This is a genomic window from Streptomyces sp. SP18BB07, assembly GCF_036322545.1.
GTDB lineage: Bacteria > Actinomycetota > Actinomycetes > Streptomycetales > Streptomycetaceae > Streptomyces > Streptomyces deccanensis.
The window spans coordinates 381,264-405,213 of sequence record NZ_JAQYWT010000367.1 but is presented as its reverse complement, the minus strand read 5'-3'; the positions used below and the strand labels follow the sequence as shown (position 1 = coordinate 405,213).

The window sequence follows — 23,950 nt, the reverse complement described above, 5'->3', positions numbered from 1 at the left end:
CAAGAAGCCCCACGAAGGGAAACCCCGCCCTCAACCCTGAGTAACACGGCGCTGACGAAACGCAACCCATACGGCGACATTTCACCAATCATGGTTGCCCCCAGTGACAGGTCCCCAACGGAGTGCGATCGTGCGAGACATGACCACCAACGGGGGCCACGAGCCCGTCTTCTGCACAGTCGTCCCACCCCACGTCCTCGACAAGCTCTCCCAGGCCGAGGACCCGGTGCTCGCCGGCGCCGCGCGCAAAACTCTCGAACGCGACGCCCTCGAACGCACCCACCGCCGCCTGACCACGGTCATCGGCGCCCCGAGCATCACCGCACCCGTCGGCGCCGAGGCCGGCACACCGCACCGCACGATCCACGACGCCCGCCACGGCACGGACCTGCCCGGCAGGAAAGTCCGCGGCGAGGGCGACGCGCCCGGCAAGGACGCCACGGTCAACCGCGCGTACGCGGGCCTCGGCGCCACGTACGAACTGTTCTGGAAGTCCTTCGCCCGCGACTCGATCGACGGCAACGGCCTACCGCTGAACGCCACCGTGCACTACGAGCGCGACTACAACAACGCCTTCTGGAACGGCGAACAGATGGTGTTCGGCGACGGGGACGGCGAGATCTTCCTCGACTTCACCATCCCGATCGACGTCATCGGCCACGAACTCAGCCACGGCGTCACCCAGTACACGGCGAACCTCACCTACTTCGGCCAGCCGGGCGCGCTCAACGAGTCGATGTCGGACGTCTTCGGCGCTCTCATCAAGCAGTACACGCTCGGCCAGACCGCCGCGGAGGCGGACTGGCTGATCGGCGCCGGCCTGCTCGCGCCCCGCCTCACGGGGGTCGCGCTCCGCTCGATGAAGGCCCCGGGCACGGCGTACGACGACGACGTCCTCGGCAAGGACCCGCAGCCGGCGACCATGGACGACTTCGTCCGCACCGGCCGCGACAACGGTGGCGTGCACATCAACTCCGGTATCCCCAACCACGCGTTCTACCTCGTGGCCACCGCGCTCGGCGGCCACGCCTGGGAGCGGGCCGGACAGATCTGGTACGACGTCCTCACCGGCGGCCAACTGGACAAGCAGGCCCTCTTCGTCGACTTCGCCACGCTCACGGTCAAGGCCGCGAAGGACCGCTACGGGCAGGGCGACGAGCTGACGGCGGTGCTGAAGGCCTGGGAGCAGGTGGGCGTACGGACGCTGTAGGGGAGCGCGGCGGCGGGGCGGTGCTGCGCCGCGACCCCGTTCCGTACTACACATGACGCATGCGTATCGAAGTGCGGCGCACGGGCGGTTTCGCGGGCATCGAGCGGCACGCGGTGGTCGACACCGCCGGACGACCCGATGCCCAGGAATGGCACACCCTGGCCGAGCGGGCCCTCGCCGCCGGCCGGGGCTCACCGCCGCTCGGGGTGCCGGACGGTTTCTCGTACGAGATCACGGTGGACGGCCGGACCGTGCACTGCGCGGACCCCCGGCTGTCCGAGGCGCAGCGCGAGCTGATCAGAAGGGTGCTCAAGGAGGGGGCGTGAGCAGCCCCGCAGGGGCGCCGGGGGCGCGTAACGGGCACTTCACCCTCGGGCGTTGACTTCCGTTACCCGTGGTACGGATGATCCGCCCATGGCGACGAACGCGACCAACCCGATACCCCAGTTCCCGGCAGGCTTCCTGTGGGGCGTCTCGACCTCCGCGCATCAGATCGAGGGGGCCGCGGGCGAGCGCGAGCCGTCCGTGTGGGACGCCTTCTCGGCCGAGCCGGGCCGGATCAAGGACGGCTCGACGGCGGCGGTGGCCTGCGACCACTTCCACCGCTACCCGGAGGACGTGGCCCTCCTGCGTGACCTGGGTGTCGGCGCGTACCGCTTCTCGATCTCCTGGCCCCGGGTGAACACCCCGAACGGCCTGGACTTCTACGACCGTCTGGTGGACGAGCTGATCGGCGCCGGCGTGCGCCCCGTCCCGACCCTCTTCCACTGGGACCTGCCGTCGTCGCTGGCGGAGAGCGGCGGCTGGCTGAACCGGGACACGGCCGAGCGGTTCGCCGAGTACGTCGCCGTCGTGGCCGCCCGGCTCGGCGACCGCGTCGGCAAGTGGATCACCATCAACGAGCCCGCCGAGCACACGCTGCTGGGCCACGCCCTCGGCACCCACGCGCCCGGCAAGCAGCTGATGTTCGACGCGCTCCCGGCCGCCCACCACCAGCTGTTGGGCCACGGCCTCGCCGTACGGGCCTTGCGCGCGGCGGGAGTCACGGACATCGGCATCGCCAACTCGCACGGGCCGACGTGGGCGGCGTCGGAGGAACAGGCGGACGTGGAGGCGGCCGGCTTCTACGACCTGCTCCTCAACCGCCTGTTCGCGGAGCCGGTCCTGCTGGGCGAATACCCGGAGGGGCTGGGCGAGTTGATGCCCGGCACGGACATCGAATCCGACCTGAAGATCATCTCCGAGCCGATCGACTGGTACGGCGTCAACTACTACGCCCCGACCCGGGTCGGGGCCCCCGAGGGGGAGGACATCGAGTTCGGCGGGGTCTCCATCCCGGCCGAACTCCCCTTCACCGTCAAGCAGATCGAGAACGTCCCGACCACCGACTTCGGCTGGCCGGTCGTTCCCGAGGGCCTCACCGAACTCCTCACCACCTTCCGCGACCGCTACGGCGACCGGCTGCCGCCCGTGGTCATCACCGAGAACGGCTGCTCCTACCAGGGCCTCGACGACCAGGAGCGCATCGCCTACCTGGACGGCCATGTGCGCGCCCTGCACGCGGCGTCCGAGGCGGGCGTCGACCTCCGCGGCTACTTCGTGTGGTCCCTGCTCGACAACTTCGAGTGGGCCGAGGGGTACGCGCGACGGTTCGGCCTGGTCCACGTGGACTACGAGACGCTGGAGCGGACCCCGAAGGCGTCGTACGCCTGGTATCGGGAGCTGCTGCGGGCGCAGAGCAGAGGATGACGACGACACGGCCGACGGACGCCCTCGCCGAGCCCGTCGAGCGGGTCAACGGTGGCTGGACCTCCGCCCTGGCGCTGGCCAACGGGGCGATCTGGGTGGGCTGGTACGGCCCGCTGCAGATCCTGCTGGCCTCGCAGGCGGAGGACTTCGCGCCCGGCGCGGGCATGTCGAAGGAGTCGGTGCTGGCGTGGGTGACCGGCGCCGGGGCGGTAGTCTCGCTGCTGGCCACGCCGCTGTTCGGGGCGCTGTCGGACCGGACGACGTCCCGCTGGGGCCGCCGTACACCGTGGATCGTGGTGGGGTCGGCGGGCGGGGCGGTGTCGCTGCTGCTGCTCGCGGGCGCGGGCGGGTTGTGGACCATGGCGGCCGGCTGGTGTCTGGTGCAGCTCACCTTGAACGCGTCCTGGGCGGCGGTCACCGCGGCGGTCCCTGACCGGGTGCCCCGGCTCCAACGGGGCTCGGTGGGCGGCTGGTTGGGGGCGGCGCAGATCCTGGGCGTGGTCGGCGGCACCGGGCTGGCGACGCTCGGCGGGGGCGTCGGCGCGGGGTACGCGGCGTGCGCGGTGTTCACGCTGGTGGGCGTGTTGCCGTATGTGCTGGGCCACCGGGAACCGCGGTTGCCCCGTCAGGCCCGGCCGCCGTGGTCGTGGCGGAGGTTCCTGGCGGGCTTCTGGCTGAGCCCGCGGCGGCATCCGGACTTCGCGTGGGCCTGGCTGACGCGCTTCCTGATCAATCTCGCCAACAGCATCGGGCTGCTCTACCTGCTGTTCTACCTGCGGGACCGGGTCGGGTACCCCGACCCGGAGGAGGGCGTGCTGATCCTCACCGTGGTGAACGCATCGACGCTGCTGGCGACGGTGGTGGTCTCCGGGGTGTGGTCGGACCGGGTGGGGCGGCGCAAGCCGTTCGTGTACTGGTCGGGGCTGCTGATGGCGGCCGCGACCGGCCTCATCGCCCTCTGGCCGACCTGGCCCGGCACGATCGTCGCCGCCGCCCTGCTCGGCCTGGGCTTCGGTGTGTTCACCTCGGTCGACTTCGCCCTGATGACCGATGTCCTGCCGACGGCCCTCGACCGGGGCAAGGACCTGGGTGTCATCAACGTGGCCAACGCCCTGCCCCAGGTGGCCGCTCCGGTCCTGGCGGCCCCGATCGTGACGTACGCCGGCGGCTACCGGGCGCTGTACCTGGTGGCGGCGGTGATCGGGCTGGCGGGGGCGGTGTTGGTGGGGCGGATCCGGGGCGTGGAGTAGCTCGCGCACCGACCGCGGCGTGGAGGAGGCACCCGTCCGGCGCCGTTCACACCTGGCGTGCGGCAGATCACGTGTTTCACAGCGGGCGCACAGACAACGGATTCGCGCTTTTCTCCGTCTTCAGTGCTGACCACGCTCGCCGCCGAAGGGACGCTCTGTGCCTACGCGTTCAACCAGACCCACCCGAACCCGCCCCGCACGGCAGGCGATAGCCGTGCTGGCGGTGTCCGGCACGCTCCTCGCGACGCCCTCGCTGGCGGTGCCCTCGGCGTTCGCCGCCGGGGCGCCCCCGACCGATCTGCGCGTGGACACGAACCGCGACGGCAAGGTCGACGTCACCGGCACCACCGACACCTCCGGCGAGAACGGCTGGACCGTCGCCCGCGGCGCCCTGATGCTGCCCAACATCGACGACGACACCCGCCGTTGCCCGGCCACCGGCCCCAAGGGCAAGCCCCTGTCGGACGCCAAGCTGGCCGCCTGCAACGACGCCTCCGACACCAAGGTGAACGGCACCGCCGACGCCGCCGACCTGGCCCGCGTCCGGTCCGTGCCGATGGCGAGCGTCCCCGCCGGGGCGCAGGGCACCGTGAAGGTCACGGCGGGCGCCGCGCAGAGCCGCGTGTTCGTCAAGCGGGGCAAGAAGTGGGAGCCCGTCACCAGCAAGACCCGCCTGTCACGGGCCGAGTTGAAGGCGGGCGTGGAGTTCGGCGTCGAGGCCCGCGACGTCATCCGGGACACCGCGAAGTGGGACGGGACGGCCCGGGTCCGGCTGACCGTGAAGTCCTCCAAGGGCACCACCGCCGACTCCGTCACCCTGCGCGTGGCCCCGCTCCTCACCCACCACCACCTGCAGAACGCCCAGCAGTTGCTGGTCACCAAGATCTCCGGCGGCAACTACGGCAAGCTCAACGCCGCCTTCCGCAAGGGCCTGGACAAGGCCGCCAAGGACGCCGGCATCACCCAGCCGACGGTGAACTTCACCAAGTACGGGGACATCTGGGCGCAGGACTTCGTCGAGCCCGCGTACGTCAGCATGACCGGCGCGAACGGCAAGCGGCAGGCCATGCGGGTGATGCTGCGCTCCGCCCAGCTGGACCGGGATTCCGGCCGGGAACTGTTCGAGAAGATGCGCGGCCCGAACATCGGTGCCGTGCAGGTGACGGGCGCGAAGGACTCGGAGGAGTGGACGCTCAACTCCATGGGCAACCTGGAGACCATTCCGCCGTACGCCCACGGTGACCGCTCCTTCCCCGCCGGCCGGATCATCATGGGGCAGCGCCCGGACGTCGGCTCCAAGCCGGCCAAGGTGATGCGGACGTTCCTGAAGTCGCAGGGCATGCAGGACCCGCTGTTCCTCGACACGTCCTGGCTGCACGTGGGCCACGTCGACGAGTTCGTGCAGTTCCTGCCCGCCGACACCCCGCGCGGCTGGAAGATCGCGATCGCGGACCCCGAGGCGGGGCTCAAGCTGCTGCGTGACGCGAAGGCCGCCGGTCACGGCTCGACGAAGATGTTCTCCCTGAAGCTCGGCCCGACAGAGACCATCAACAAGGCCCTCGCCTCCAAGACCCTGGTCTCCGACAACAACCTCGCCACCCGCCGGATCGAGGCCAACCTCGCGGTGCTCAAGCGCGAGACGGGCGTCACCGACGCCGAGGTCGTCCGGGTCCCGGCCCTCTACACCCAGGGCACGGAGATGGTCGGCGAGACCCAGTCGGGCGGCGACGACAAGACCCGTCTCCCCCGTCTGACCCGCCTCGGCGCCGGCGCCGAACTCCCTGACGTGGCACGGGACTACGGCCAGCAGCGCCGCCTCGACGACACGACGGCGGACCAGGGCTCGAAGGGCCGGGAGGGCTTCGGTGCCGCCTCCCCCGCGGCCCCCGCGCCCTCGGTGATGACCAGCGCGTACGTCCCCGGCGCGGTCAACGGCATCGTGCTCAGCCGCACGCACTACCTGGCGCCGCGCCAGTGGGGCCCGGTCATCGGCGGCAAGGACATCTTCGGCGAGGCGGTGACGGCGGCGTACACGAGCGCCGGCATGAAGGTGTCGTACCTGGACGACTGGGAGACGTACCACCTCGGCATGGGCGAGATCCACTGCGGCACGAACACCCTGCGGAACACCTCCGCGGCCTGGTGGACGCGCTGACCCCGGCGACCGCCCGCCCCCGCACGACCTGACGGCCGCCGCCCCGGAGCACCGGGGCGGCGGCTTTTCTCATGCCCGCTCCCGGCCCCGCAGGTCCTCCAGCCGCACCAACGCGTCGTGCGCCGTGCGCCGGTCCTCGTCGGTGAGTTCGACGGCCGCCGCCCGCGCCAGCGCACCCGCCGCCGTCTCCTCGTCGCCCGTGCGGGCGGCGACATCGGCGCGCAGCACGAGCAGCCGCACCAGCTGTGACGCCGTGGGAGCCGGTCCGTCCGGTCCGTCCGCCTTCGGCCCGAGCACCCGGTCGATGACCTTCGCCGCGGCCGCCGGGTCGTCCCGGGAGTCCGCCAGCAGGGAGGCGTGGTGCAGGGCCCGCGCGTAGGTCTCCCGTGGGGCGGGCCGGTGGTGCTGGTCCTCGCTCGTCGGCTGCCCCACCCGGACGCAGTTGCCGCCCGGATCGGTCATCAGGAACTGGCGCATGCCGTACGACATGTCCTTCAGCGGCCCGATGCGGGGCAGCCCCCGCGTCGGTACCCGCCCGTACGCCCGCTTGAGCCCGGCCCGGAACGCGGCGTACAGGCCGTCGACGTCGTCGGTGACCACGTAGCAGGTACTGACCGACGCGGTCGGCTCGTAGGTCTTCAGCCCGAAGAACTGCAGCTCGATGCCGCCGCGTTCCACCACGGCGTACGGGTTGGGGCTGCGCTGCTCGAAGGTGACCTCGAAGCCGAGGGCCGTGTAGAAGTCGAGGAGCGGCTTGAGGCTCTGACACGGAAGGATCGGAATCGTCTTCTCGCCCATGCCCCTACGCTAGTCAAACTTGACCAGAGAGGCGACCGCTTTAAGGGCGACCGCGTGGACGGTCGCCCTTCGCACGGAGTCTCGCGGCCCCTAGAACCCCAGCTTCCGCAGCTGTCGCGGATCGCGCTGCCAGTCCTTCGCCACCTTCACATGGAGGTCGAGGAAGACCGGCGTGCCCAGCAGCGCCTCGATCTGCTTGCGGGACTTGATGCCGACCTCCTTCAGGCGCTTGCCCTTGGGGCCGATGATGATGCCCTTCTGGCTCGGGCGCTCGATGTAGACGAAGGCGTGGATGTCGAGCAGCGGCCGGTCGGCGGGGCGGTCCTCGCGGGGGAGCATCTCCTCGACGACGACGGCGATGGAGTGCGGCAGCTCGTCGCGGACACCCTCCAGGGCCGCCTCGCGGATCAGCTCGGCGATCATGACCTGCTCGGGCTCGTCGGTGAGATCGCCCTCGGGGTAGAGGGCCGGGCCCTCCGGGAGGAGGGGGACGAGCAGGTCGGCCAGGAGGTCCACCTGCTTGTCGGCGACCGCCGAGACGGGCACGATCTCGGCCCACTCGAAGCCCAGCTCCTTGCCCAGCTGGTCGATGGCGATGAGCTGCTCGGCGAGGGCCTTGCTGTCCACCAGGTCGGTCTTGGTGACGATCGCGATCTTCGGCGTCTTCTTGATGGACGCCAGTTCCTTCGCGATGAACCGGTCACCCGGGCCGAGCTTCTCGTTCGCGGGCAGACAGAAGCCGATGACGTCGACCTCGGCCCACGTCGTGCGGACCACGTCGTTCAGGCGCTCGCCCAGCAGGGTGCGCGGCTTGTGCAGCCCCGGGGTGTCGACCAGGATCAGCTGCGCGTCGGGCCGGTGCACGATGCCCCGGACGGTGTGCCGCGTGGTCTGCGGCTGGTTCGCCGTGATCGCCACCTTCTGGCCGACCAGAGCGTTCGTGAGGGTGGACTTGCCCGCGTTGGGGCGGCCCACGAAGCAGGCGAAGCCGGCGCGGTGGGCGGCCTCGGCCGGCTGCTCGGATGACTGGGTACGGACGCTCATGGCGCCCATTCTCCCTGATCCCCGGAGCCCCGCCGCACCCACCACGGACCGTGAGCTTTCCGAAACCCTCACGCAACGAAACGTCACGGAAACACACCCGTAGGCGTCCGGAAACGCACGCCGATCACCCTCTGACGAGCCCCCGCACCCGTTGGAGTCCACCGTGCCCACCGTGCCCCTGGCCGCGCCCCTCGCCGCAGCGGCCGTCGACACCGGCGACACCGCCTGGCTGCTCGCCGCCACCGCCCTGGTCCTGCTGATGACCCCGGGCCTCGCCCTCTTCTACGGCGGCATGGTCCGCACGAAGAGCGTCCTCAACATGCTGATGATGAGCTTCGTCTCGATCGCGCTGGTCACCGTGGTGTGGCTGGCCGCCGGATACTCGCTCGCCTTCGGCGACGACGCCTTCGGCGGGCTCATCGGCGGCCTCGACCACCTCGGGATGAGCGGGGTCGGTCCGGCGAGCGTCCACGGCACCGTCCCGACCGTCCTGTTCGCCACCTTCCAGCTGACCTTCGCGATCATCACGGCCGCGCTGATCAGCGGTGCGATCGCCGACCGCGCGAAGTTCGGGGCGTGGCTGGTCTTCGTACCGGTGTGGGCGCTGCTCGTATACGTTCCGGTCGCCCACTGGGTGTGGGGGCCGGGCGGCTGGATCCTCGACGACCTCGGCGCCCTGGACTTCGCGGGCGGTCTGCCGGTGGAGGTGACCTCGGGCGCCTCCGGCCTGGCCCTCTGCCTGGTTCTCGGCCCCCGCCTGGGCTTCAAGAAGGACGCGATGCGCCCGCACAACCTGCCGATGGTGGTGCTTGGCGCGGGTCTGCTCTGGTTCGGCTGGTTCGGCTTCAACGCCGGCTCCGCACTCGGCGCCAACGGTCTGGCCGCCACCGCGTTCCTCAACACCCTCGCCGCCGGCTGCACCGGTCTGCTCGGCTGGCTCTTCGTCGAGCAGCGGCGCGACGGCCACCCGACGACGCTGGGCGCGGCCTCCGGCGCGGTCGCGGGCCTGGTCGCCATCACCCCGTCCTGCGGCTCGGTCTCGCTGCTCGGCGCGCTGGTCATCGGCCTGGCCGCCGGTGTCGTCTGCTCCTACGCCGTGGGCTGGAAGTTCCGGCTGAACTACGACGACTCGCTCGACGTGGTCGGTGTCCACCTCGTCGGCGGAGTCATCGGCACGGTCCTGATCGGCGTCTTCGCCGACCGGCAGCTGACCGGCGGGGCCGAGGGGCTGCTGTACGGCGGCGGGTTCGGCCAGCTGGGCAAGCAGCTGGTGGCCGTGGTCGCGGTCGGGGCGTACGCGTTCCTCGTGACGTACGGCATCGGGAAGCTGATCGACAAGGTGCTGGGCTTCCGCGCGGAGGAGGAGCACGAGCACACGGGTCTCGACCTTACGGTGCACGCCGAGACGGCATACGATCACGGCGTCCTGGGCCACGGCGCCCCGGTCGGCGCGTCCGTTCCGTCCACGTCCCCCACGCAGAAGGCCAAGGCTTAAGGCATGAAGCTCATCACCGCGATCGTCAAGCCGTACCGCCTCGACGCGGTCAAGACCGCACTCCAGGAGATGGGTGTGGACGGTCTGACCGTCAGCGAGGCCAGCGGCTACGGCCGGCAGCGCGGCCACACCGAGGTGTACCGGGGTGCCGAGTACCAGGTCGACCTCGTCCCCAAGGTGCGGATCGAGATCGTCGTCGAGGACGCGGTGTGCGACGACGTCATCGACACCGTCGTCAAGGCCGCCCAGACCGGCAAGATCGGCGACGGCAAGGTGTGGGCCCTGCCGGTGGAGACGGTGGTACGGGTCCGGACCGGCGAGCGGGGTCCCGACGCGCTCTGAGGCGAGGGAACCGACATGAGGGGTGGTGCGGCCGGCGGGCGGCACCACCCCTCACTCATGGGCGCTCGGCTCAGTCGAAGACGAACGGCCCCGGCGACTGCGGTCCGCTCGCCGTGCAGGTCACGGTGATGCCGAAGACCACCATCTGCAGGGAGCCGCCGAACGCCTCCAGGCTGTCACCGGGCGCGACGGTGCCGGTGAGCGGGCCCACCACCATGCCGTCACCGGCGGCCAGGGCCGGGTTCTCGGTGCCGGTGAAGGCCGTCGTGCCGCCGCTCGCCTTGACGAAGGTGAGCGTTGACTGGATGGAGTCCTCGGCGAGGGCGATCGGTGCGGTGATCTCCTCGGAGGTCAGGGTGACCGTGGCGGTCGTACCGCTCTGCGTGGCCGTGAGCGTGGCCGCGCCGGCGCCGCCGATGGTGCAGCTGGCGTTGATGGTCGCGGTCTCGGGGGTGACCGCGAGGGCGGTCGGCGCGAACGCGAGTCCGGTGACGGCCAGCGTCCCTGCCGCGAGCGCCGCGCCGACTCCGAGTCGTATGCGTGTCATCGAGCGAATTCCCTTCCCTGGTACGGGAGGTGCACGGGGCCTGGGGAAGCCCCGTACGTCCCGGTACGGGCGTTGCCATGTGGGGGCGTGCAATGCGCGGCCGCGCGGCGGAATGTGACGGTCCGCCAAGAGAACGGCTCCATTGAGACGTGCGCGGGCCGAGATTGCAAGACATGCTCTGGTGGTTGCGGCAAGGGTCGGCGAAAGTGGCCGAACCCGTTCGCCGACGGTGTCGGCCGGCTGAGCGCCGAGGTGGCGGCGGGCGCCGATCTGTCCCGCGCCGCACGGTTTCGCCGGTAGCGCGGGCCGGGTGTCCACTCGCCCGCGCAAGATTTTCACGCAGCTCGGAGGGCTGTTACCGGCCGTAACACTATATCGCGAGCGCCCGCCCATCCCCCCGGGACCCGAAGATCACTACCCTGTATCGGTGCTCACCTACGAGGAGTTGACGGGGCCGGAACGTGAGCTGTGGGACGCGTTTCCGGAAGGACGGCGGGTCGATCTGCGGACCGGGGTGCCCGAGGAGGACCGGGTCGCCGGGGGCGCGGGCTGGGGGCCCGAGCGCACGGTGCGGGCGGCGGTGATCGTGGCGCTGCTGCTGGGCGCCAACGCAGCCCAGCGGCCCGGCGCGGTCGGCTCGCTCTCCCTCGCCGGCGCACGGATCTCCGGCCATGTCGACCTGGCCGGTGCCCGGATCGAGCATCCCCTGTGGCTGGAAGGGTGCTGGTTCGAGCAGGAGGTGAACCTCTACGGGGCGGAGACGCGGACGGTCGCGATCATGAGCAGCCGGGTGCCCCGGCTGGAGGCCGGGGCGAGCCGGATCGGCGGACGGCTCGACCTGCACAGCACCCAGGTGGAGGCTGGGCCGCCCTCCTCCCCCTTCCACCGCGCGAGCACCGCCCTGTCGCTCGTCAACGCCCATGTGGCCGGCGGCATCATGCTGAACAAGGCCCGGCTGATCGCACCCGGCGGCTGGGCGATGGCCGCCGGTGGCCTGGTCGTCGAAGGCGGCCTCTTCTGCCGGCGCGGCTTCGTCGCGGACGGCGAGATCCGGCTGCTGGGCGCCCAGTTGCCCGGCGGACTGTTCTTCCAGGGGGCCCGACTGGAACGGCCCGGCCCGCACGGGGTGACCCTCGCCCTGGACAACGCCGTCGCCCAGACGGTCGACTGCTCCGACGGATTCGTCTCCAACGGCACCATCCGCCTGCGGGGCGCCCAGATCACGGACAACCTGACCTTCGAGGGCGCCGTCCTGAACGGCTCACCCGGCGACGGCGCGGGCACCGGCCCGGCCCTGATGGCCATGCTCATGCAGGCCGCCGACTTCGACTTCGCCCTGGCCAGGCGGCCGACGGGTGCGGTGGATCTGCGGGGCGCCCAGGTCTCGTACCTCCACGAGAGCGCGCACAGCTGGCCGGAGGTCGTGGAGCTGGACGGCTTCGTCTACGGCTCGATCAAGACCGCGGAGCCGGACGGCGAGCGGCGGGAGGCGGTGAGCGGTCCGACGGCCGTGAAGCGCCGCGTGGAGTGGATACGCCGGAGCCCGGGCTACAGCCCGCAGCCGTACGAGCAACTCGCGGCCTGGTACCGCAAGGTCGGGCACGACGACGACGCCCGCCGGGTGCTGCTGGCCAAACAACGGCACCGGCGGAGCACGCTCTCCCCGGTTGCCCGCGTCTGGGGCCACCTCCTCGACGCGACCGTCGGCTACGGCTACCGCCCCTGGCTGGCCGGTGTCTGGCTGCTCGCGCTGGTCCTGCTGGGGACGACGGCGTTCGACACCGACACGCCCACCCCGGTGAAACGGGGCGAGAGCGCGCCCTTCCAGCCGCTCGTCTACACCCTCGACCTGCTGGTCCCCATCGGCGGCCTGGGCCAGCGCACGGCCTGGTACTGGACGGACGCCACCCTCCAGTGGCTGGCCTACGCCCTGATCGCCCTCGGCTGGATCCTCACCACGGCCGTCATCGCGGGAGTGACCCGCACCCTGCAGAAGAACTAGCGGGACTTTCCGGCGGGCGCGGCGCTCAGCCCGCCGTCACCGTCGCGCGCACCGACCCGTCCGGCCCGGCCAGCAGGACCGGGGTCCCGGGCCCGCCGAGGTCACGTACGGCGGCCCGGTCCTCGTCGGAGACGGTCTCCTCGGCGGTCACCACGGCCGCCGCCTCCAGGGACTTCGCGCCGGAGGCCACCGCCATGGCGACGGCCGTGCGCAGCGCGCTGAGTCGCAGGGAGTCGAGGGCCACGGTCCCGGCGACGTACGTACGGCCCGTCTCGTCGCGTACGGCCGCCCCCTCGGGCACCCCGTTGCGGGCCCGCGCGGAACGGGCCAGGGTGACGATCTTCCGGTCCTCGGGGTCGAGGTCGTGCGCGCTGCTGTCGGTCATGAGCCGAGCATACGGAGACCCGGCCGGTCCGCCGCGCGCCGGGGTCCGGTCATCCCCGGTCCAGACGCAGGCGCTCCGCGCGGGGCAGACCCGCCACCACCAGGTCGTACGAGTCCTCGATCAGCTCCTCGACGAGACGGTCCGGGAGGCCCGCTTCGAGGGCGACGGTGTTCCAGTGGCGTTTGTTCATGTGGTAACCGGGGGTGATGAGGCCGGGGTGTTCGGTGCGCAGCCGGACCGCGTCCTCGGGGTCGCACTTGAGGTTGACCTTCAGGGGCCGCTGGTCGATCCAGCTCAGGGCGAACATCTTGCCGAGGACCTTGAAGACGGAGATCTCGGGGCGGAAGGGGAAGTCCTCGACGGCCTCGTTGAAGGAGAGGCAGAGGGCTCTCAACTCCTGTGGTGTCACTCGGACTTCTTCTCCTCCTCCGGCGGCCCGGCGGGGCCGATCGGCTCCACCAGCACCGTGACGATCTTGTTCCGGCGGCCGGCGGCGGCCTCCGCCGTGAGCCGCAGTTCGCGCTCGTCCGGGAGGGCCACGACCGACGAGGCACCGGCGATGGGGACCCGGCCGAGGGCCTTGGCGAGGAGGCCGCCCACGGTCTCCACGTCCTCGTCGTCGTAGGCGTCGAGCCCGTACAGCTCGCCGAGGTCGGTGATGTCGAGGCGGGCGGTGACGCGGTAGCGGTCGTCGCCCAGCTCCTCCACCGGCGGCAGCTCACGGTCGTACTCGTCGGTGATCTCGCCGACGATCTCCTCCAGGATGTCCTCGATGGTGACGATGCCGGCGGTGCCGCCGTACTCGTCGATGACGACGGCGACGTGGTTGCGCTCCTGCTGCATCTCGCGCAGCAGGTCACCGGCGTTCTTGGTGTCGGGGACGAAGACGGCCGGGCGCATGGCGGTGGACACCAGTTCGCTCTCGGCGTCCCGGCTGATGTGCGTCTTGCGGGCCAGGTCCTTCAGGTACACGATCCCGACGATGTCGTCCTCGTTCTCCCCGGTGACCGGTATGCGCGAGAAACCGGAGCGCAGGGCGAGGGTGAGGGCCTGACGGATCGTCTTGTACCGCTCGATGGCCACCAGGTCGGTGCGCGGGACCATCACCTCGCGGACGAGGGTGTCGCCGAGCTCGAAGACGGAGTGCACCATGCGGCGCTCCTCGGCCTCGATCAGGGACTCCTTCTCCGCGAGGTCGACCATCGCCCGCAGCTCCGCCTCGGAGGCGAACGGGCCCCGGCGGAAGCCCTTGCCGGGCGTGAGCGCGTTACCGATGAGGATCAGCAGGTTCGGGATCGGGCCCATGATCCGGGCCAGCGGCAGCAGGACGTACGCCGCCGCCGTGGCCGTGTTCAGGGGGTGCTGGCGGCCGATGGTGCGCGGGGAGACGCCGACGGCCACGTACGACACGAGGACCATCACCCCGATGGCGACGACCAGGGCCTCCCAGGTCGCGTCGAACTCCTTCAGGCACGCGTAGGTCACGAGCGCGGCGGCGGCCATCTCGCAGGCCACGCGCACCAGCAGCGCGACGTTCAGATAGCGGGTGGGGTCGGCCGAGATCTGGGCGAGGCCCGCGCTGCCGCGCCGCCCGGCCCGTACGGCCTCCTCGGCACGGAAGCTGGAGACGCGCGCGAGGCCCGCCTCCGCGCAGGCGGCGAGCCAGGCGACGACGACCAGCGCGACGGCACCACCGATGAGAGTCGCGCTCATGACACGGTCGGTGCCGGGGAGGGGCCGGTGAAGCCCTTCTCCGCGCGCCAGCCGTCCACGATGGCGGCCTGGAGGCCGAACATCTCGGCCTTCTCGTCCGGCTCCTCGTGGTCGTAGCCCAGCAGGTGCAGCACCCCATGGACGGTGAGGAGCTGGAGCTCCTCGTCCATGGAGTGCTGCGTCTCGGCTTCCTTGCCCTGCTTCTCGGCGACCTCGGGGCACAGCACGATGTCCCCGAGCAGGCCCTGCGGCGGCTCGTCGTCGTCCTTCGACGGCGGCCGCAGCTCGTCCATCGGGAAGGACATGACGTCCGTCGGACCGGGCAGGTCCATCCACTGGATGTGCAGCTGCTCCATGGCGTCGGCGTCCACCACGATCACCGAGAGCTCGGAGAGGGGGTGGATGCGCATCCGTGTCAGCGCGTAGCGGGCGATGTCGAGGATCGCCTGCTCGTCGACCTCGGTTCCGGACTCGTTGTTGACGTCGATCGACATGGTGCGGTGCTTGTCTACTTCCCCTTGTGCCCGGCCTTGCCCCGGCCGCCCTTGTGCGTGCCGTTCTCCGTACCGTGCGTGGTGTCGTACTTCTCGTACGCGTCGACGATACGGCCGACGAGCTTGTGCCGGACGACATCCTGGGACGACAGCCGGGAGAAGTGCACGTCGTCCAGGCCCTCCAGGATGTCCTGCACCTGGCGCAGACCGGACTTCGTGCCGTTCGGCAGGTCGACCTGCGTCACGTCACCCGTGATCACGATCTTCGAGTCGAAGCCGAGGCGGGTGAGGAACATCTTCATCTGCTCGGGCGAGGTGTTCTGCGCCTCGTCGAGGATGATGAAGGCGTCGTTGAGCGTACGGCCGCGCATGTACGCCAGCGGCGCGACCTCGATGGTCCCGGCGGCCATGAGCCTCGGGATCGAGTCGGGGTCGAGCATGTCGTGCAGCGCGTCGTACAGCGGACGCAGATAGGGGTCGATCTTCTCGTAGAGGGTGCCGGGGAGGAAGCCCAGGCGTTCGCCGGCCTCGACCGCCGGACGGGTCAGGATGATGCGGTTGACCTGCTTGGACTGCAGGGCCTGGACCGCCTTGGCCATGGCGAGGTACGTCTTGCCGGTACCGGCGGGGCCGATGCCGAAGACGATGGTGTGCTTGTCGATGGCGTCGACGTACCGCTTCTGGTTGAGCGTCTTGGGGCGGATCGTGCGGCCACGCGAGGACAGGATGTTCTGTGTCAGCACCTCGGCCGGGGTCTCCTGGCCTTCGCTCTTCCCGTTCTCGCTCGCCCTCAGCATGGCGATCGAGCGTTCCACCGCATCCTCCGTCATCGGCTGTCCGGTGCGGAGCACCAGCATCATCTCGTCGAACAGGCGCTGGACGAGAGCGACTTCGGGGGCGTCGCCGACCGCGCTGATCTCATTGCCCCGGACATGGATGTCGACCGCCGGGAAGGCCTTCTCGATCACGCGCAGGAGGGAGTCGCCGGAGCCCAGCACGGTCACCATGGGGTGCGCCGCGGGGACGGTGAACTGCGCTCTCGCCTTGCCCTGCGCGGGGGTGTGAGCTGTGCGTGTCTGAGTCATGGGCCGGCTCTGTAGGCCGCGGGTCCTCCTCTTGACCGTGGGGCTCGTGTTGCCCTTTCCCAGGGTACGACGCGGCGGTGACAGTGCCGTAGGGCTTTTACCGGGGGGAGCTCGGGTCCACTTGTGCGTTGCGGTCCGCGGCCCGGTGGGGCTTCTCGCGCAGTTCCCCGCGCCCCTGAAAGGCGGGGGCTGCGCCCCCTGCCTTTCAGCGCCACACAGCGGAGCCGGCCGCTCCCGGGGTCGTCGCCTCGATCTTCGTTCGGATCTCTCTCATCACCGTCACGATCCGTTCCTCGTGCTCGGGGGTGAGGCGGGCAACCGGGGTCGAGCAGCTGATGGCGTCGGTGGCGGGGGTGTCGGTGCGCAGGGCGAAGCCGAAGCCGACGATGCCGGGGACGCCCTCCTCGCGGTCGACGGCGTAGCCGCGGGCGCGGACGGCGACGAGGTCCGCGGCGAGGGCGGCGCGGGTGGTGTGGGTGCGGGGGGTGAGCGCCTCGTAGGGGCCCTCGGGAAGGTCCGTGTCGGGGCGTTCGGCGAGGAGTGCCTTGCCGAGGGCGCCGGCGTGGGCGGGGAGGCGGCGGCCCACACGGCTGATGGTGCGCAGGTACTCGTGGGACTCGCGGGTCGCCAGGTACGCGACGTCCATGCCGTCGAGGCGGGCCAGGTGGATCGTCTCGCCGAGCGCCTCGGAGGCCTCGTCGAGGTAGGGCCGTACGGCGCGTACGCGCGGGTCGGAGTCCAGATAGCTGGTGCCGGTGAGCAGGGCGCGGATGCCGATGCCGTAGAGGGAGCCGGTGGTGTCAGTGCGCACCCAGCCCCGGCCGACCAGGGTCTGGAGCAGGGCGTACATCGAGCTGCGCGGGACCCGGAGCTCGTCCGCCAGCTCCTGGAGGCGGGCGGGCCGGTCACCGCGCGCGGCCAGCAGCTCCAGCAGATCGACCGTGCGCGCCGCCGACTTCACCTCACGGACGCCGCCCTCTGTTTCCGACATGCGCCGATCGTAGGAGACGACGCGGCGCCATTGACCCCGCTGGTTCATCTATCTAACCTCCATCTCTATACGTAGATGAGCCATGGATGAGCTGTGCACGCGTAGATGACCTCCCGTAGGAGCCGCCCCGTGACCGCGACCCGTGACCTGACCATCGCCGAGGTCCGGCTGACCCCGATCCTGGTGGCCGACCCGCCGCTGCTGAACACGCAGGGGGTGCACCAGCCGTACACCCCCCGGCTGATCGTGGAGGTGGTGACCGCCGACGGGACCACGGGGGTGGGCGAGACGTACGGCGACACCAAGTACCTGGAGCTGGCCCGGCCGTTCGCGGAGAAGCTCGTGGGTCGTCGGGTCAGCGATCTGAACGCGCTGTTCACGCTCGCCGACGAGGTGACCGTCGACGGGTCGCGGGTCTCCGGGCAGGTCGACGTGGGCGGGCTGCGCGGTGTCCAGACGGCCGACAAGCTGCGGCTGTCGGTCGTATCGGGGTTCGAGGTCGCCTGTCTCGACGCGCTCGGCAAGGCGCTGGGGCTGCCCGTGCACGCGCTGCTCGGCGGGAAGCTGCGGGACAGCGTGGAGTACAGCGCGTACCTCTTCTACAAGTGGGCCGACCATCCCGAGGGCGTCGCCGCCGAGAAGGACGACTGGGGCGCGGCCGTGGACCCGGCCGGGGTCGTGGAGCAGGCCCGGAGGTTCAAGGAGCGGTACGGGTTCACGTCGTTCAAGCTCAAGGGGGGTGTCTTCCCGCCGGACGAGGAGATCGCGGCGATCCGTGCGCTGGCCGAGGCGTTCCCGGGGCATCCGCTGCGGCTGGACCCGAACGGGGCCTGGTCCGTGGAGACTTCACTGAAGGTCGCGGACGCGTTGGGCGACGTGCTCGAGTACCTGGAGGACCCGGCGCTCGGGACACCCGCGATGGCCGAGGTCGCGTCGCGGACGTCGGTACCGCTGGCCACCAACATGTGTGTGACGACCTTCGCGGAGATCGAGGAGGCGTTCACCAAGGGGGCCGTGCAGGTCGTCCTCTCCGACCACCACTACTGGGGCGGGCTGCGCAACACGCGTGAACTGGCCGCGATCTGCCGGACGTTCGGGGTCGGGGTGTCCATGCACTCCAACACCCACCTGGGGATCAGCCTCGCGGCGATGACGCATGTGGCGTCGACCGTGCCGAATCTGCACCACGCCTGCGACTCCCACTACCCGTGGCAGTCGGAGGACGTCCTCACCTCGCGGCTCACGTTCGAGGACGGGGCGGTACGGGTGTCCGACGCGCCGGGACTCGGGGTCGAACTCGACCGGGCCAAGCTGGAGTTCCTGCACCAGCGGTGGCTGTCCGACGACGGTTCCCTGCGGGAGCGGGACGACGCGGCGGCGATGCGGGTGGCGGAGCCGGGGTGGGTGACGCCGACGGTGCCTCGCTGGTGAAAAAGCAGGGGCTGCGCCCCGTGCTTTTCGGCCCGGAAGGGCCGTAGGCCCTTGAGGGGCGCGGGGAACTGCGCGAGAAGCCCCACCGGGCCCGCACCCGACAACACACCGAAGCTCCCACCACCGCACTCGCCCCACCCAGCGGAGCGGTGCGGCAGACTGGCTGGATCCGCACCACGCCAGGGAGCACATCGTGACCGCGTTCAAGGGAGAGCGACCGCACCGGCCCCAGGTCGACCCGCTGAGGGCCCTGCGCGCACCGGATGACCCGCCCTGGGACGTCTATCTGACCGGCACCGTCTTCCTCGACATCATCTTCACCGGGCTCGACTCCGCCCCGGTGCGCGGGACGGAGTCCTGGGCGCGCGGCATGGGGTCGAGCCCCGGCGGCGTGGCGAACATGGCCACCGCCCTGGCCCGGCTCGGCCTGAAAACCTCCCTCGCGGCGGCCTTCGGCGACGACCACTACGGCGAGTACTGCTGGGACGCCCTGGAACAGGGCGAGGGCATCGACCTCTCCGCCTCCCGTACGGTCCTCGGCTGGCACTCCCCGGTCACGGTCTCCATGGCGTACGAGGGCGAGCGCACGATGGTCTCCCACGGCCACGAGGCGCCCCCGGAGGAGTCCGCGCCGGAGTGCCCGCCCCACGCCCGCGCCGCCGTCGCCTCCCTCACGCCGGGCGTGCGCGCCCCCTGGATCGCCCAGGCCGCGGCCAAGGGCACCAAGATCTTCGCGGACGTCGGCTGGGACGAGACCGGAGCCTGGGACCTGGCGGGGCTCGCCGATCTCGCCCACTGCGAGGCGTTCCTGCCCAACGCGGCGGAGGCGATGCGGTACACCGGCGCGGAGTGCCCCCGGGCCGCCGCCCGCGCCCTCACCGAGCACGTCCCGGTGGCCGTGGTGACGCTGGGCGCGGAGGGGGCGTACGCCGTGGACGGGCGGACCGGTGAGACGGCGGAGGTGCCGGCCATCGCGGTGGAGGCCCTGGACCCGACGGGTGCGGGGGATGTGTTCGTGGCCGGTTTCGTCACCGGCACGCTGGCGGACTGGCCGCTCTCGGACCGGCTGGCCTTCGCGGGGCTGACGGCGGCGCTGTCGGTGCAGGAGTTCGGCGGGTCGCTGTCCGCGCCCGGCTGGTCCGAGATCGCCGCGTGGTGGCGGCGGGTGCAGTCGCTGGACGGGCAGGACCCCGCGGCGCTGCGCCGCTATGCCTTCCTGGAGGACTTCCTCCCGAAGGACCACGTCAGCCCGTGGCCGCTGCGGCGGGCGGTCCCCACGATCGGCTTCCGCCGCTCGGCTTGAGACCGGGCGCGTCATAGCTCGGGGGGTGCCTGTTCGTAGGCGGGCGCGGGTAGTTCGTGGTCGCTCGCGCAGTTCCCCGCGCCCCTGAAAAGCAGGGGCTGCGCCCCGTGCTTTTCACCCCGCAGCCCCGCCACTTTCCAGGCCCGCAGGACCATGGTCTTCCAGGCCCGCAGGGGCCTGGTCTTTCAGGGGCGCGGGGAACTGCGCGAGAAGCCCCACGCACCCGCACCCGCCGACGCAACAGGCCCCCCGAGCTACTAGGCGCACCCCAAAAACCCACGCGCCTACCCACCAATCCCCACCCCAAACGCGCCGTGATACAAATTCTCCCGCGCGTCCCTGTCCGTCGACAGCCAGCCGCCCAACCCCCCTTCATCAGGCCGCACCTTCGCACGTCCAGGAACGCCCGTGTCCCCCCGCACCACCACCCCACCCTGGCCCCTCGTCGCCCTTTTCACGGCCGGGTATCTCGCCGCGTACCTCCTGCCCACCACCGTGGGCAGACTCGACGCGGCGCTCCCCCTCACCACCACCGAGGCCGGCGCCGTCGGCAGCGCGCTGCTGCTGGGCTCCGCCACGGCCGGCTTCACACTCGCCGCCCACGTGGAACGCCTCGGCCCCCGCCGCCTCGCCCGCGCGGGCCTGCTGCTGGCCGCCGCCGGCTACGGCACCGCCGCGCTCACCACCGCCCTGCCCGCCGTGGTCGCGGGCGCGGTCCTCGGCGGGTTCGGCTCCGGTACGGCGACCGCCGTGGCCGCGACCGGCATCGCCGCGCAGCGCGACCCCCACCGGGTGTCCACGACAGGCCTGTTGAGCGTCTCGGCGCTGGCCGGCGCGCTCTATCTCACGATCCCCCGTCTGGGCCCCGGCCACGGCCTCCCGCTCGCCGCCCTCGCGCTCACAGCCCTGCTCACCCTCCCGGCGACCTCCCGGCTCGCCGGCCCCGTGGCCACCGCCCAGGCCGCCCGGGAGCGGGGCCCGCTCCCCCACCTGCGCCACGGCCTCACCCTCGCCGTCACGCTCCTGCTGTGGTCCCTGGCGCAGAACTCCCTCTGGGGCGTCAGCGGCCGGATCGGCACCACCCAGGCCGGGCTCTCCGAGGTCACCGTGGGCGCGGTCTTCGCGACAGCGCTCGGCGCGGGCCTGCTCGGGGTCATCGGGGCGAGCGCGCTGGGCGTGCGCTTCGGCCGCGCGCTCCCCATCGGTGGCGGCACGGCGCTCATCGCCGGCTGTATCGCGCTCAGCGCCACCGCGACCGACCTGCCGACCTTCGCCACGGGTGAGATCGCCTGGAACGCGCTCTACCCGGTCGTCCTGTCGTACCTCATCGGCCTCGCCGCCTCCCTCGACCCGCGTGGCCGCTGGGCGGTCCTGATCGGCTCCGCGTCCTCGCTCGGCACGGCCGCCGGACCGCTCGTCGGCAGCCTGCTCTCCGCCCACGCCGGCTACCCGGCGATGGGCGCGATCCTTGCGGTGGGCCTGCTGCTCATCACGGCCCCCATGACCTGGGTGGCCCTGCGCACCGCCACGCCCACCACGGAACACGCCCGCTACCAGGAGCAGTCGACCGCCGGGCAACCGGAGTACCGCCCGGCGGCCTAGGGGGACCCGGGGCCCCCGTGCCGCCCGCCCCGGTCACCCGAACTCGTACGCGTCCACCTCGGCGAGATACCGGGCCCGCCGCTCCTCGTCGTGCTCCAGGAAGGACGCGGTGAAGGAGTTGCGGGCCAGCTCCCGCAGCCGGTCCTCGCTCAGGCCGAGGGTCCGGCGTACGGCGTCGAAGTTGTCGCCGACGTATCCGCCGAAGTAGGCCGGGTCGTCGGAGTTGACCGTGCAGAGCAGGCCCGCGTCGAGCATGGCGGGCAGGGGGTGGTCGGCGAGGGTGTCGACGGCGCGCAGCCGGACGTTGGAGAGCGGGCAGAGCGTCAGCGGGATCCGCTCGCGCACGAGCCGTTCGACGAGGGCCGGGTCCTCCATGCAGCGCAGCCCGTGGTCGACGCGTTCGACCCCGAGGATGTCGAGGGCCTCGGTGATGTACTCCGGCGGGCCCTCCTCCCCCGCGTGCGCGACCCGTCGCAGTCCGAGCGCGGCGGCCGCCGCGTACACCTCACGGAACTTGACCGGCGGATGCCCGACCTCGGCCGAGTCCAGTCCGATCCCGACGATCCGGTCGAGATACGGCTTCGCGGCCTCCAGCGTGTCGAGGGCCGACTCGGCGGACTCGTCCCGCAGGAAGCAGAGGATCAGCTGCGTGGAGATCCCGTGCCGCTCCTCGCTCCTCCCCAGCGCCCGCCACAGCCCCTCGACGACCGTCCCCATCCCCACGCCCCGCGCGAGGTGGGCCTGCGGGTCGAAGAAGATCTCGGCGTGGCGTACGCCCTGGGCGGCGGCGCGGGCGAGATAGGCGTCGGCCAGGTCCGCGAAATCCTGCTCGGTGCGCAGGACCGCCATCAGCTCGTAGTACAGGTTCAGAAAGGACTGGAGATCCTCGAACTCGTAGGCCTTGCGGAGCGCTTCCGTGTCCGCGTACGGCAGCGCGACCCCGTTCCGGGCGGCCAGGGCGAAGGCCAGCTCCGGCTCCAGGGTGCCTTCGATGTGCAGGTGCAGTTCAGCTTTGGGGAGGGACATCAAAGCATCGTACGACCGCTCTAGCGCCGTTTCGGAAGCGCCACCCTCAGCAGGTCGTGCGCCACGGTCAGCTCCCCCTCGAACCCGGCGGCGCGCGCCTGCCGTTCGAACTCCTCGGGCTCGGTGTACCGCTGGCTGAAGTGGGTGAGCACGAGATGCCGCACCCCGCAGTCGCGGGCGACGGAAGCAGCCTGACCGGCCGTCAGATGGCCGTGGTCGACGGCGAGTTCGATGTCCTCGTTCAGGAAGGTGGACTCGATGACGAGCATGTCGGCCGCGTCGGCGAGGGCGTAGACCCCGTCGCACAACCGGGTGTCCATGACGAACGCGAACCGCTGTCCGCGCCGCAGTTCGCTGACGCCGTCGAGGCGGACGCCGCCGACCGCGCCCTCCCGCTGGATCCGCCCGATGTCCGGCCCCTTGATCCCGTGCGCGGCGAGCCGCTCGGGCAGCATGCGGCGTCCGTCGGGCTCGACGAGGCGGTACCCGTACGACTCGACGGGGTGCGAGAGCTTGTGCGCGTCGAGCGTGTAGGCGGGGGTGGCGGCCAGCACTCCGCCCTCGCCCTCGACCGGCGCCTCGATCAGCTGGACCGTCTCCCGGTAGGCGGTGGCGTACCGCAGCCGGTCGAAGAACCGCTGGCCGGAGCGCGGGTAGTGCGCCGTGACGTCGTGCGGGACCCGGTCGAGGTTGATCCGCTGGATGACGCCGGCCAGCCCCAGCGAGTGGTCGCCGTGGAAGTGGGTGACGCAGATGCGGTTCAGGTCGTGTGCGGCGACCCCGGCGCGCAGCATCTGCCGCTGGGTGCCCTCGCCGGGGTCGAAGAGCAGCCCTTCGGCGCCCCAGCGGAGCAGGTAGCCGTTGTGGTTGCGGTGCCGGGTCGGGACCTGGCTGGCGGTGCCGAGGACCACCAGTTCACGTACGGACACGGCTCGTCACCCGGGGGGCCACTGCAGGCCGCGACCGCCGACGACGTGGGCGTGCGCGTGGAAGACGGTCTGGCCGGCGCCGGTGCCGGTGTTGAAGACGATGCGGTAGCTCTCCAGCTTGTCCTCCTCCGCGACGGCCCGGGTCTCGCGGAGGACGTCCGCGGCGAGGTCGGGGGCGGCGGTGGCGAGTGTGGCGGCGTCCGCGTAGTGCGCCTTGGGGATGACGAGTACGTGGGTGGGCGCCTGGGGGTTGATGTCCCGGAACGCGACCGTCGTGTCCGTCTCCCTGACGATCGTCGCGGGTACGTGTCCCGCCACGATCTTGCAGAACAGACAGTCGTCCTGCGGCTCCCCAGCCATACGTTGCCTCCCAGCCACCGGTGATCGCCTACCGGGGCA

The 23,950-nt window shown here is 71.4% G+C and carries 23 protein-coding genes; 11 read left to right on the top strand and 12 right to left on the bottom strand.

The window, feature by feature from the left end:
• The first annotated feature begins 139 nt into the window (after nt 1–139).
• The 5 genes from PUR53_RS45300 to PUR53_RS45280 all read left to right on the top strand — a co-directional run bounded on the left by PUR53_RS45300 (nt 140) and on the right by PUR53_RS45280 (nt 6,364).
• Complete coding sequence (locus PUR53_RS45300) at nt 140–1,210, top strand: M4 family metallopeptidase (RefSeq protein ID WP_329912351.1); 1,071 nt, start codon at nt 140–142, stop codon at nt 1,208–1,210.
• Between the two features lie 59 nt (nt 1,211–1,269).
• Nucleotides 1,270–1,536, top strand: a complete 267-nt coding sequence (locus PUR53_RS45295) for a protealysin inhibitor emfourin (RefSeq protein WP_329912350.1) — start codon at nt 1,270–1,272, stop codon at nt 1,534–1,536.
• An 88-nt stretch (nt 1,537–1,624) separates the two neighbouring features.
• Nucleotides 1,625–2,959, top strand: coding sequence for a GH1 family beta-glucosidase (locus PUR53_RS45290; RefSeq protein WP_329899406.1), 1,335 nt, complete (start codon nt 1,625–1,627; stop codon nt 2,957–2,959).
• Nucleotides 2,956–4,209, top strand: a complete 1,254-nt coding sequence (locus PUR53_RS45285; protein WP_329899407.1) for an MFS transporter — start codon at nt 2,956–2,958, stop codon at nt 4,207–4,209. The genes PUR53_RS45290 and PUR53_RS45285 overlap by 4 nt, the downstream gene beginning before the upstream one ends.
• Nucleotides 4,210–4,423: 214 nt before the next feature.
• Nucleotides 4,424–6,364, top strand: coding sequence for a protein-arginine deiminase domain-containing protein (locus tag PUR53_RS45280; protein WP_329912349.1), 1,941 nt, complete (start codon nt 4,424–4,426; stop codon nt 6,362–6,364).
• Nucleotides 6,365–6,433: 69 nt separating this feature from the next.
• On the opposite strand, the gene PUR53_RS45275 is transcribed toward PUR53_RS45280, so the two are convergent.
• Entirely contained in the window at nt 6,434–7,162 is a 729-nt protein-coding gene (locus tag PUR53_RS45275; protein WP_329899409.1) for a bleomycin resistance protein, read from the bottom strand.
• A 90-nt stretch (nt 7,163–7,252) separates the two neighbouring features.
• The gene (era, locus tag PUR53_RS45270; protein WP_329899410.1) at nt 7,253–8,215 is read right to left on the bottom strand and encodes a GTPase Era; all 963 of its coding nucleotides are present in this window, start codon (nt 8,213–8,215) and stop codon (nt 7,253–7,255) included.
• A 154-nt stretch (nt 8,216–8,369) separates the two neighbouring features.
• On the opposite strand from era, the gene PUR53_RS45265 reads away from it, so the two are divergent.
• Together PUR53_RS45265 and PUR53_RS45260 are read left to right on the top strand one after the other, a co-directional pair.
• Nucleotides 8,370–9,701 carry an ammonium transporter gene (locus PUR53_RS45265; RefSeq protein ID WP_329899411.1) on the top strand — a complete coding sequence of 444 codons (1,332 nt, stop codon included), beginning with the start codon at nt 8,370–8,372 and terminating at the stop codon, nt 9,699–9,701.
• A 3-nt stretch (nt 9,702–9,704) separates the two neighbouring features.
• Complete coding sequence (locus PUR53_RS45260; RefSeq protein WP_329912348.1) at nt 9,705–10,043, top strand: P-II family nitrogen regulator; 339 nt, start codon at nt 9,705–9,707, stop codon at nt 10,041–10,043.
• 70 nt (nt 10,044–10,113) lie between these two features.
• On the opposite strand, the gene PUR53_RS45255 is transcribed toward PUR53_RS45260, so the two are convergent.
• Nucleotides 10,114–10,590, bottom strand: coding sequence for a hypothetical protein (locus PUR53_RS45255; RefSeq protein ID WP_045557477.1), 477 nt, complete (start codon nt 10,588–10,590; stop codon nt 10,114–10,116).
• A 427-nt stretch (nt 10,591–11,017) separates the two neighbouring features.
• Here PUR53_RS45255 and PUR53_RS45250 point away from each other — a divergent pair, with 427 nt between their 5' ends.
• Nucleotides 11,018–12,592, top strand: a complete 1,575-nt coding sequence (locus tag PUR53_RS45250; RefSeq protein ID WP_329912347.1) for an oxidoreductase — start codon at nt 11,018–11,020, stop codon at nt 12,590–12,592.
• 25 nt (nt 12,593–12,617) lie between these two features.
• On the opposite strand, the gene PUR53_RS45245 is transcribed toward PUR53_RS45250, so the two are convergent.
• From PUR53_RS45245 to PUR53_RS45220, 6 genes are all read right to left on the bottom strand, one after another.
• Nucleotides 12,618–12,977 (bottom strand): cytidine deaminase, encoded by a 360-nt coding sequence (locus PUR53_RS45245; protein WP_329899414.1) that lies wholly within the window; start codon nt 12,975–12,977, stop codon nt 12,618–12,620.
• A gap of 49 nt (nt 12,978–13,026) precedes the next feature.
• Nucleotides 13,027–13,386: an MmcQ/YjbR family DNA-binding protein gene (locus PUR53_RS45240; protein ID WP_329912346.1), complete on the bottom strand. Its 360-nt coding sequence runs from the start codon at nt 13,384–13,386 to the stop codon at nt 13,027–13,029.
• Entirely contained in the window at nt 13,383–14,690 is a 1,308-nt protein-coding gene (locus PUR53_RS45235; RefSeq protein ID WP_329899416.1) for a hemolysin family protein, read from the bottom strand. The genes PUR53_RS45240 and PUR53_RS45235 overlap by 4 nt, the downstream gene beginning before the upstream one ends.
• On the bottom strand, nt 14,687–15,184 hold the full coding sequence (gene ybeY, locus PUR53_RS45230; protein WP_086759164.1) for an rRNA maturation RNase YbeY: 498 nt from the start codon (nt 15,182–15,184) through the stop codon (nt 14,687–14,689). Before ybeY ends, PUR53_RS45235 begins: the two co-directional genes overlap by 4 nt.
• 14 nt (nt 15,185–15,198) lie before the next feature.
• Nucleotides 15,199–16,269, bottom strand: coding sequence for a PhoH family protein (locus tag PUR53_RS45225; RefSeq protein ID WP_215455375.1), 1,071 nt, complete (start codon nt 16,267–16,269; stop codon nt 15,199–15,201).
• Nucleotides 16,270–16,474: 205 nt separating this feature from the next.
• On the bottom strand, nt 16,475–17,260 hold the full coding sequence (locus PUR53_RS45220; protein WP_329912345.1) for an IclR family transcriptional regulator: 786 nt from the start codon (nt 17,258–17,260) through the stop codon (nt 16,475–16,477).
• 129 nt (nt 17,261–17,389) lie between these two features.
• Here PUR53_RS45220 and PUR53_RS45215 point away from each other — a divergent pair, with 129 nt between their 5' ends.
• The 3 genes from PUR53_RS45215 to PUR53_RS45205 all read left to right on the top strand — a co-directional run bounded on the left by PUR53_RS45215 (nt 17,390) and on the right by PUR53_RS45205 (nt 21,596).
• Complete coding sequence (locus PUR53_RS45215; RefSeq protein WP_329912344.1) at nt 17,390–18,691, top strand: glucarate dehydratase family protein; 1,302 nt, start codon at nt 17,390–17,392, stop codon at nt 18,689–18,691.
• A 193-nt stretch (nt 18,692–18,884) separates the two neighbouring features.
• A complete protein-coding gene (locus tag PUR53_RS45210; protein WP_329912343.1) occupies nt 18,885–19,994 on the top strand; it encodes a carbohydrate kinase family protein in 1,110 nt (369 codons plus the stop codon).
• Between the two features lie 408 nt (nt 19,995–20,402).
• Nucleotides 20,403–21,596: an MFS transporter gene (locus tag PUR53_RS45205; RefSeq protein WP_329899420.1), complete on the top strand. Its 1,194-nt coding sequence runs from the start codon at nt 20,403–20,405 to the stop codon at nt 21,594–21,596.
• 33 nt (nt 21,597–21,629) lie between these two features.
• On the opposite strand, the gene PUR53_RS45200 is transcribed toward PUR53_RS45205, so the two are convergent.
• The 3 genes from PUR53_RS45200 to PUR53_RS45190 are packed head-to-tail and all read right to left on the bottom strand — an operon-like array spanning nt 21,630 to nt 23,911.
• Nucleotides 21,630–22,622 (bottom strand): adenosine deaminase, encoded by a 993-nt coding sequence (locus tag PUR53_RS45200; protein ID WP_329899421.1) that lies wholly within the window; start codon nt 22,620–22,622, stop codon nt 21,630–21,632.
• A gap of 20 nt (nt 22,623–22,642) precedes the next feature.
• Nucleotides 22,643–23,551, bottom strand: coding sequence for a ribonuclease Z (locus PUR53_RS45195; RefSeq protein WP_329899422.1), 909 nt, complete (start codon nt 23,549–23,551; stop codon nt 22,643–22,645).
• Between the two features lie 6 nt (nt 23,552–23,557).
• Entirely contained in the window at nt 23,558–23,911 is a 354-nt protein-coding gene (locus PUR53_RS45190) for a histidine triad nucleotide-binding protein (protein ID WP_329899423.1), read from the bottom strand.
• Nucleotides 23,912–23,950: the final 39 nt, after the last annotated feature.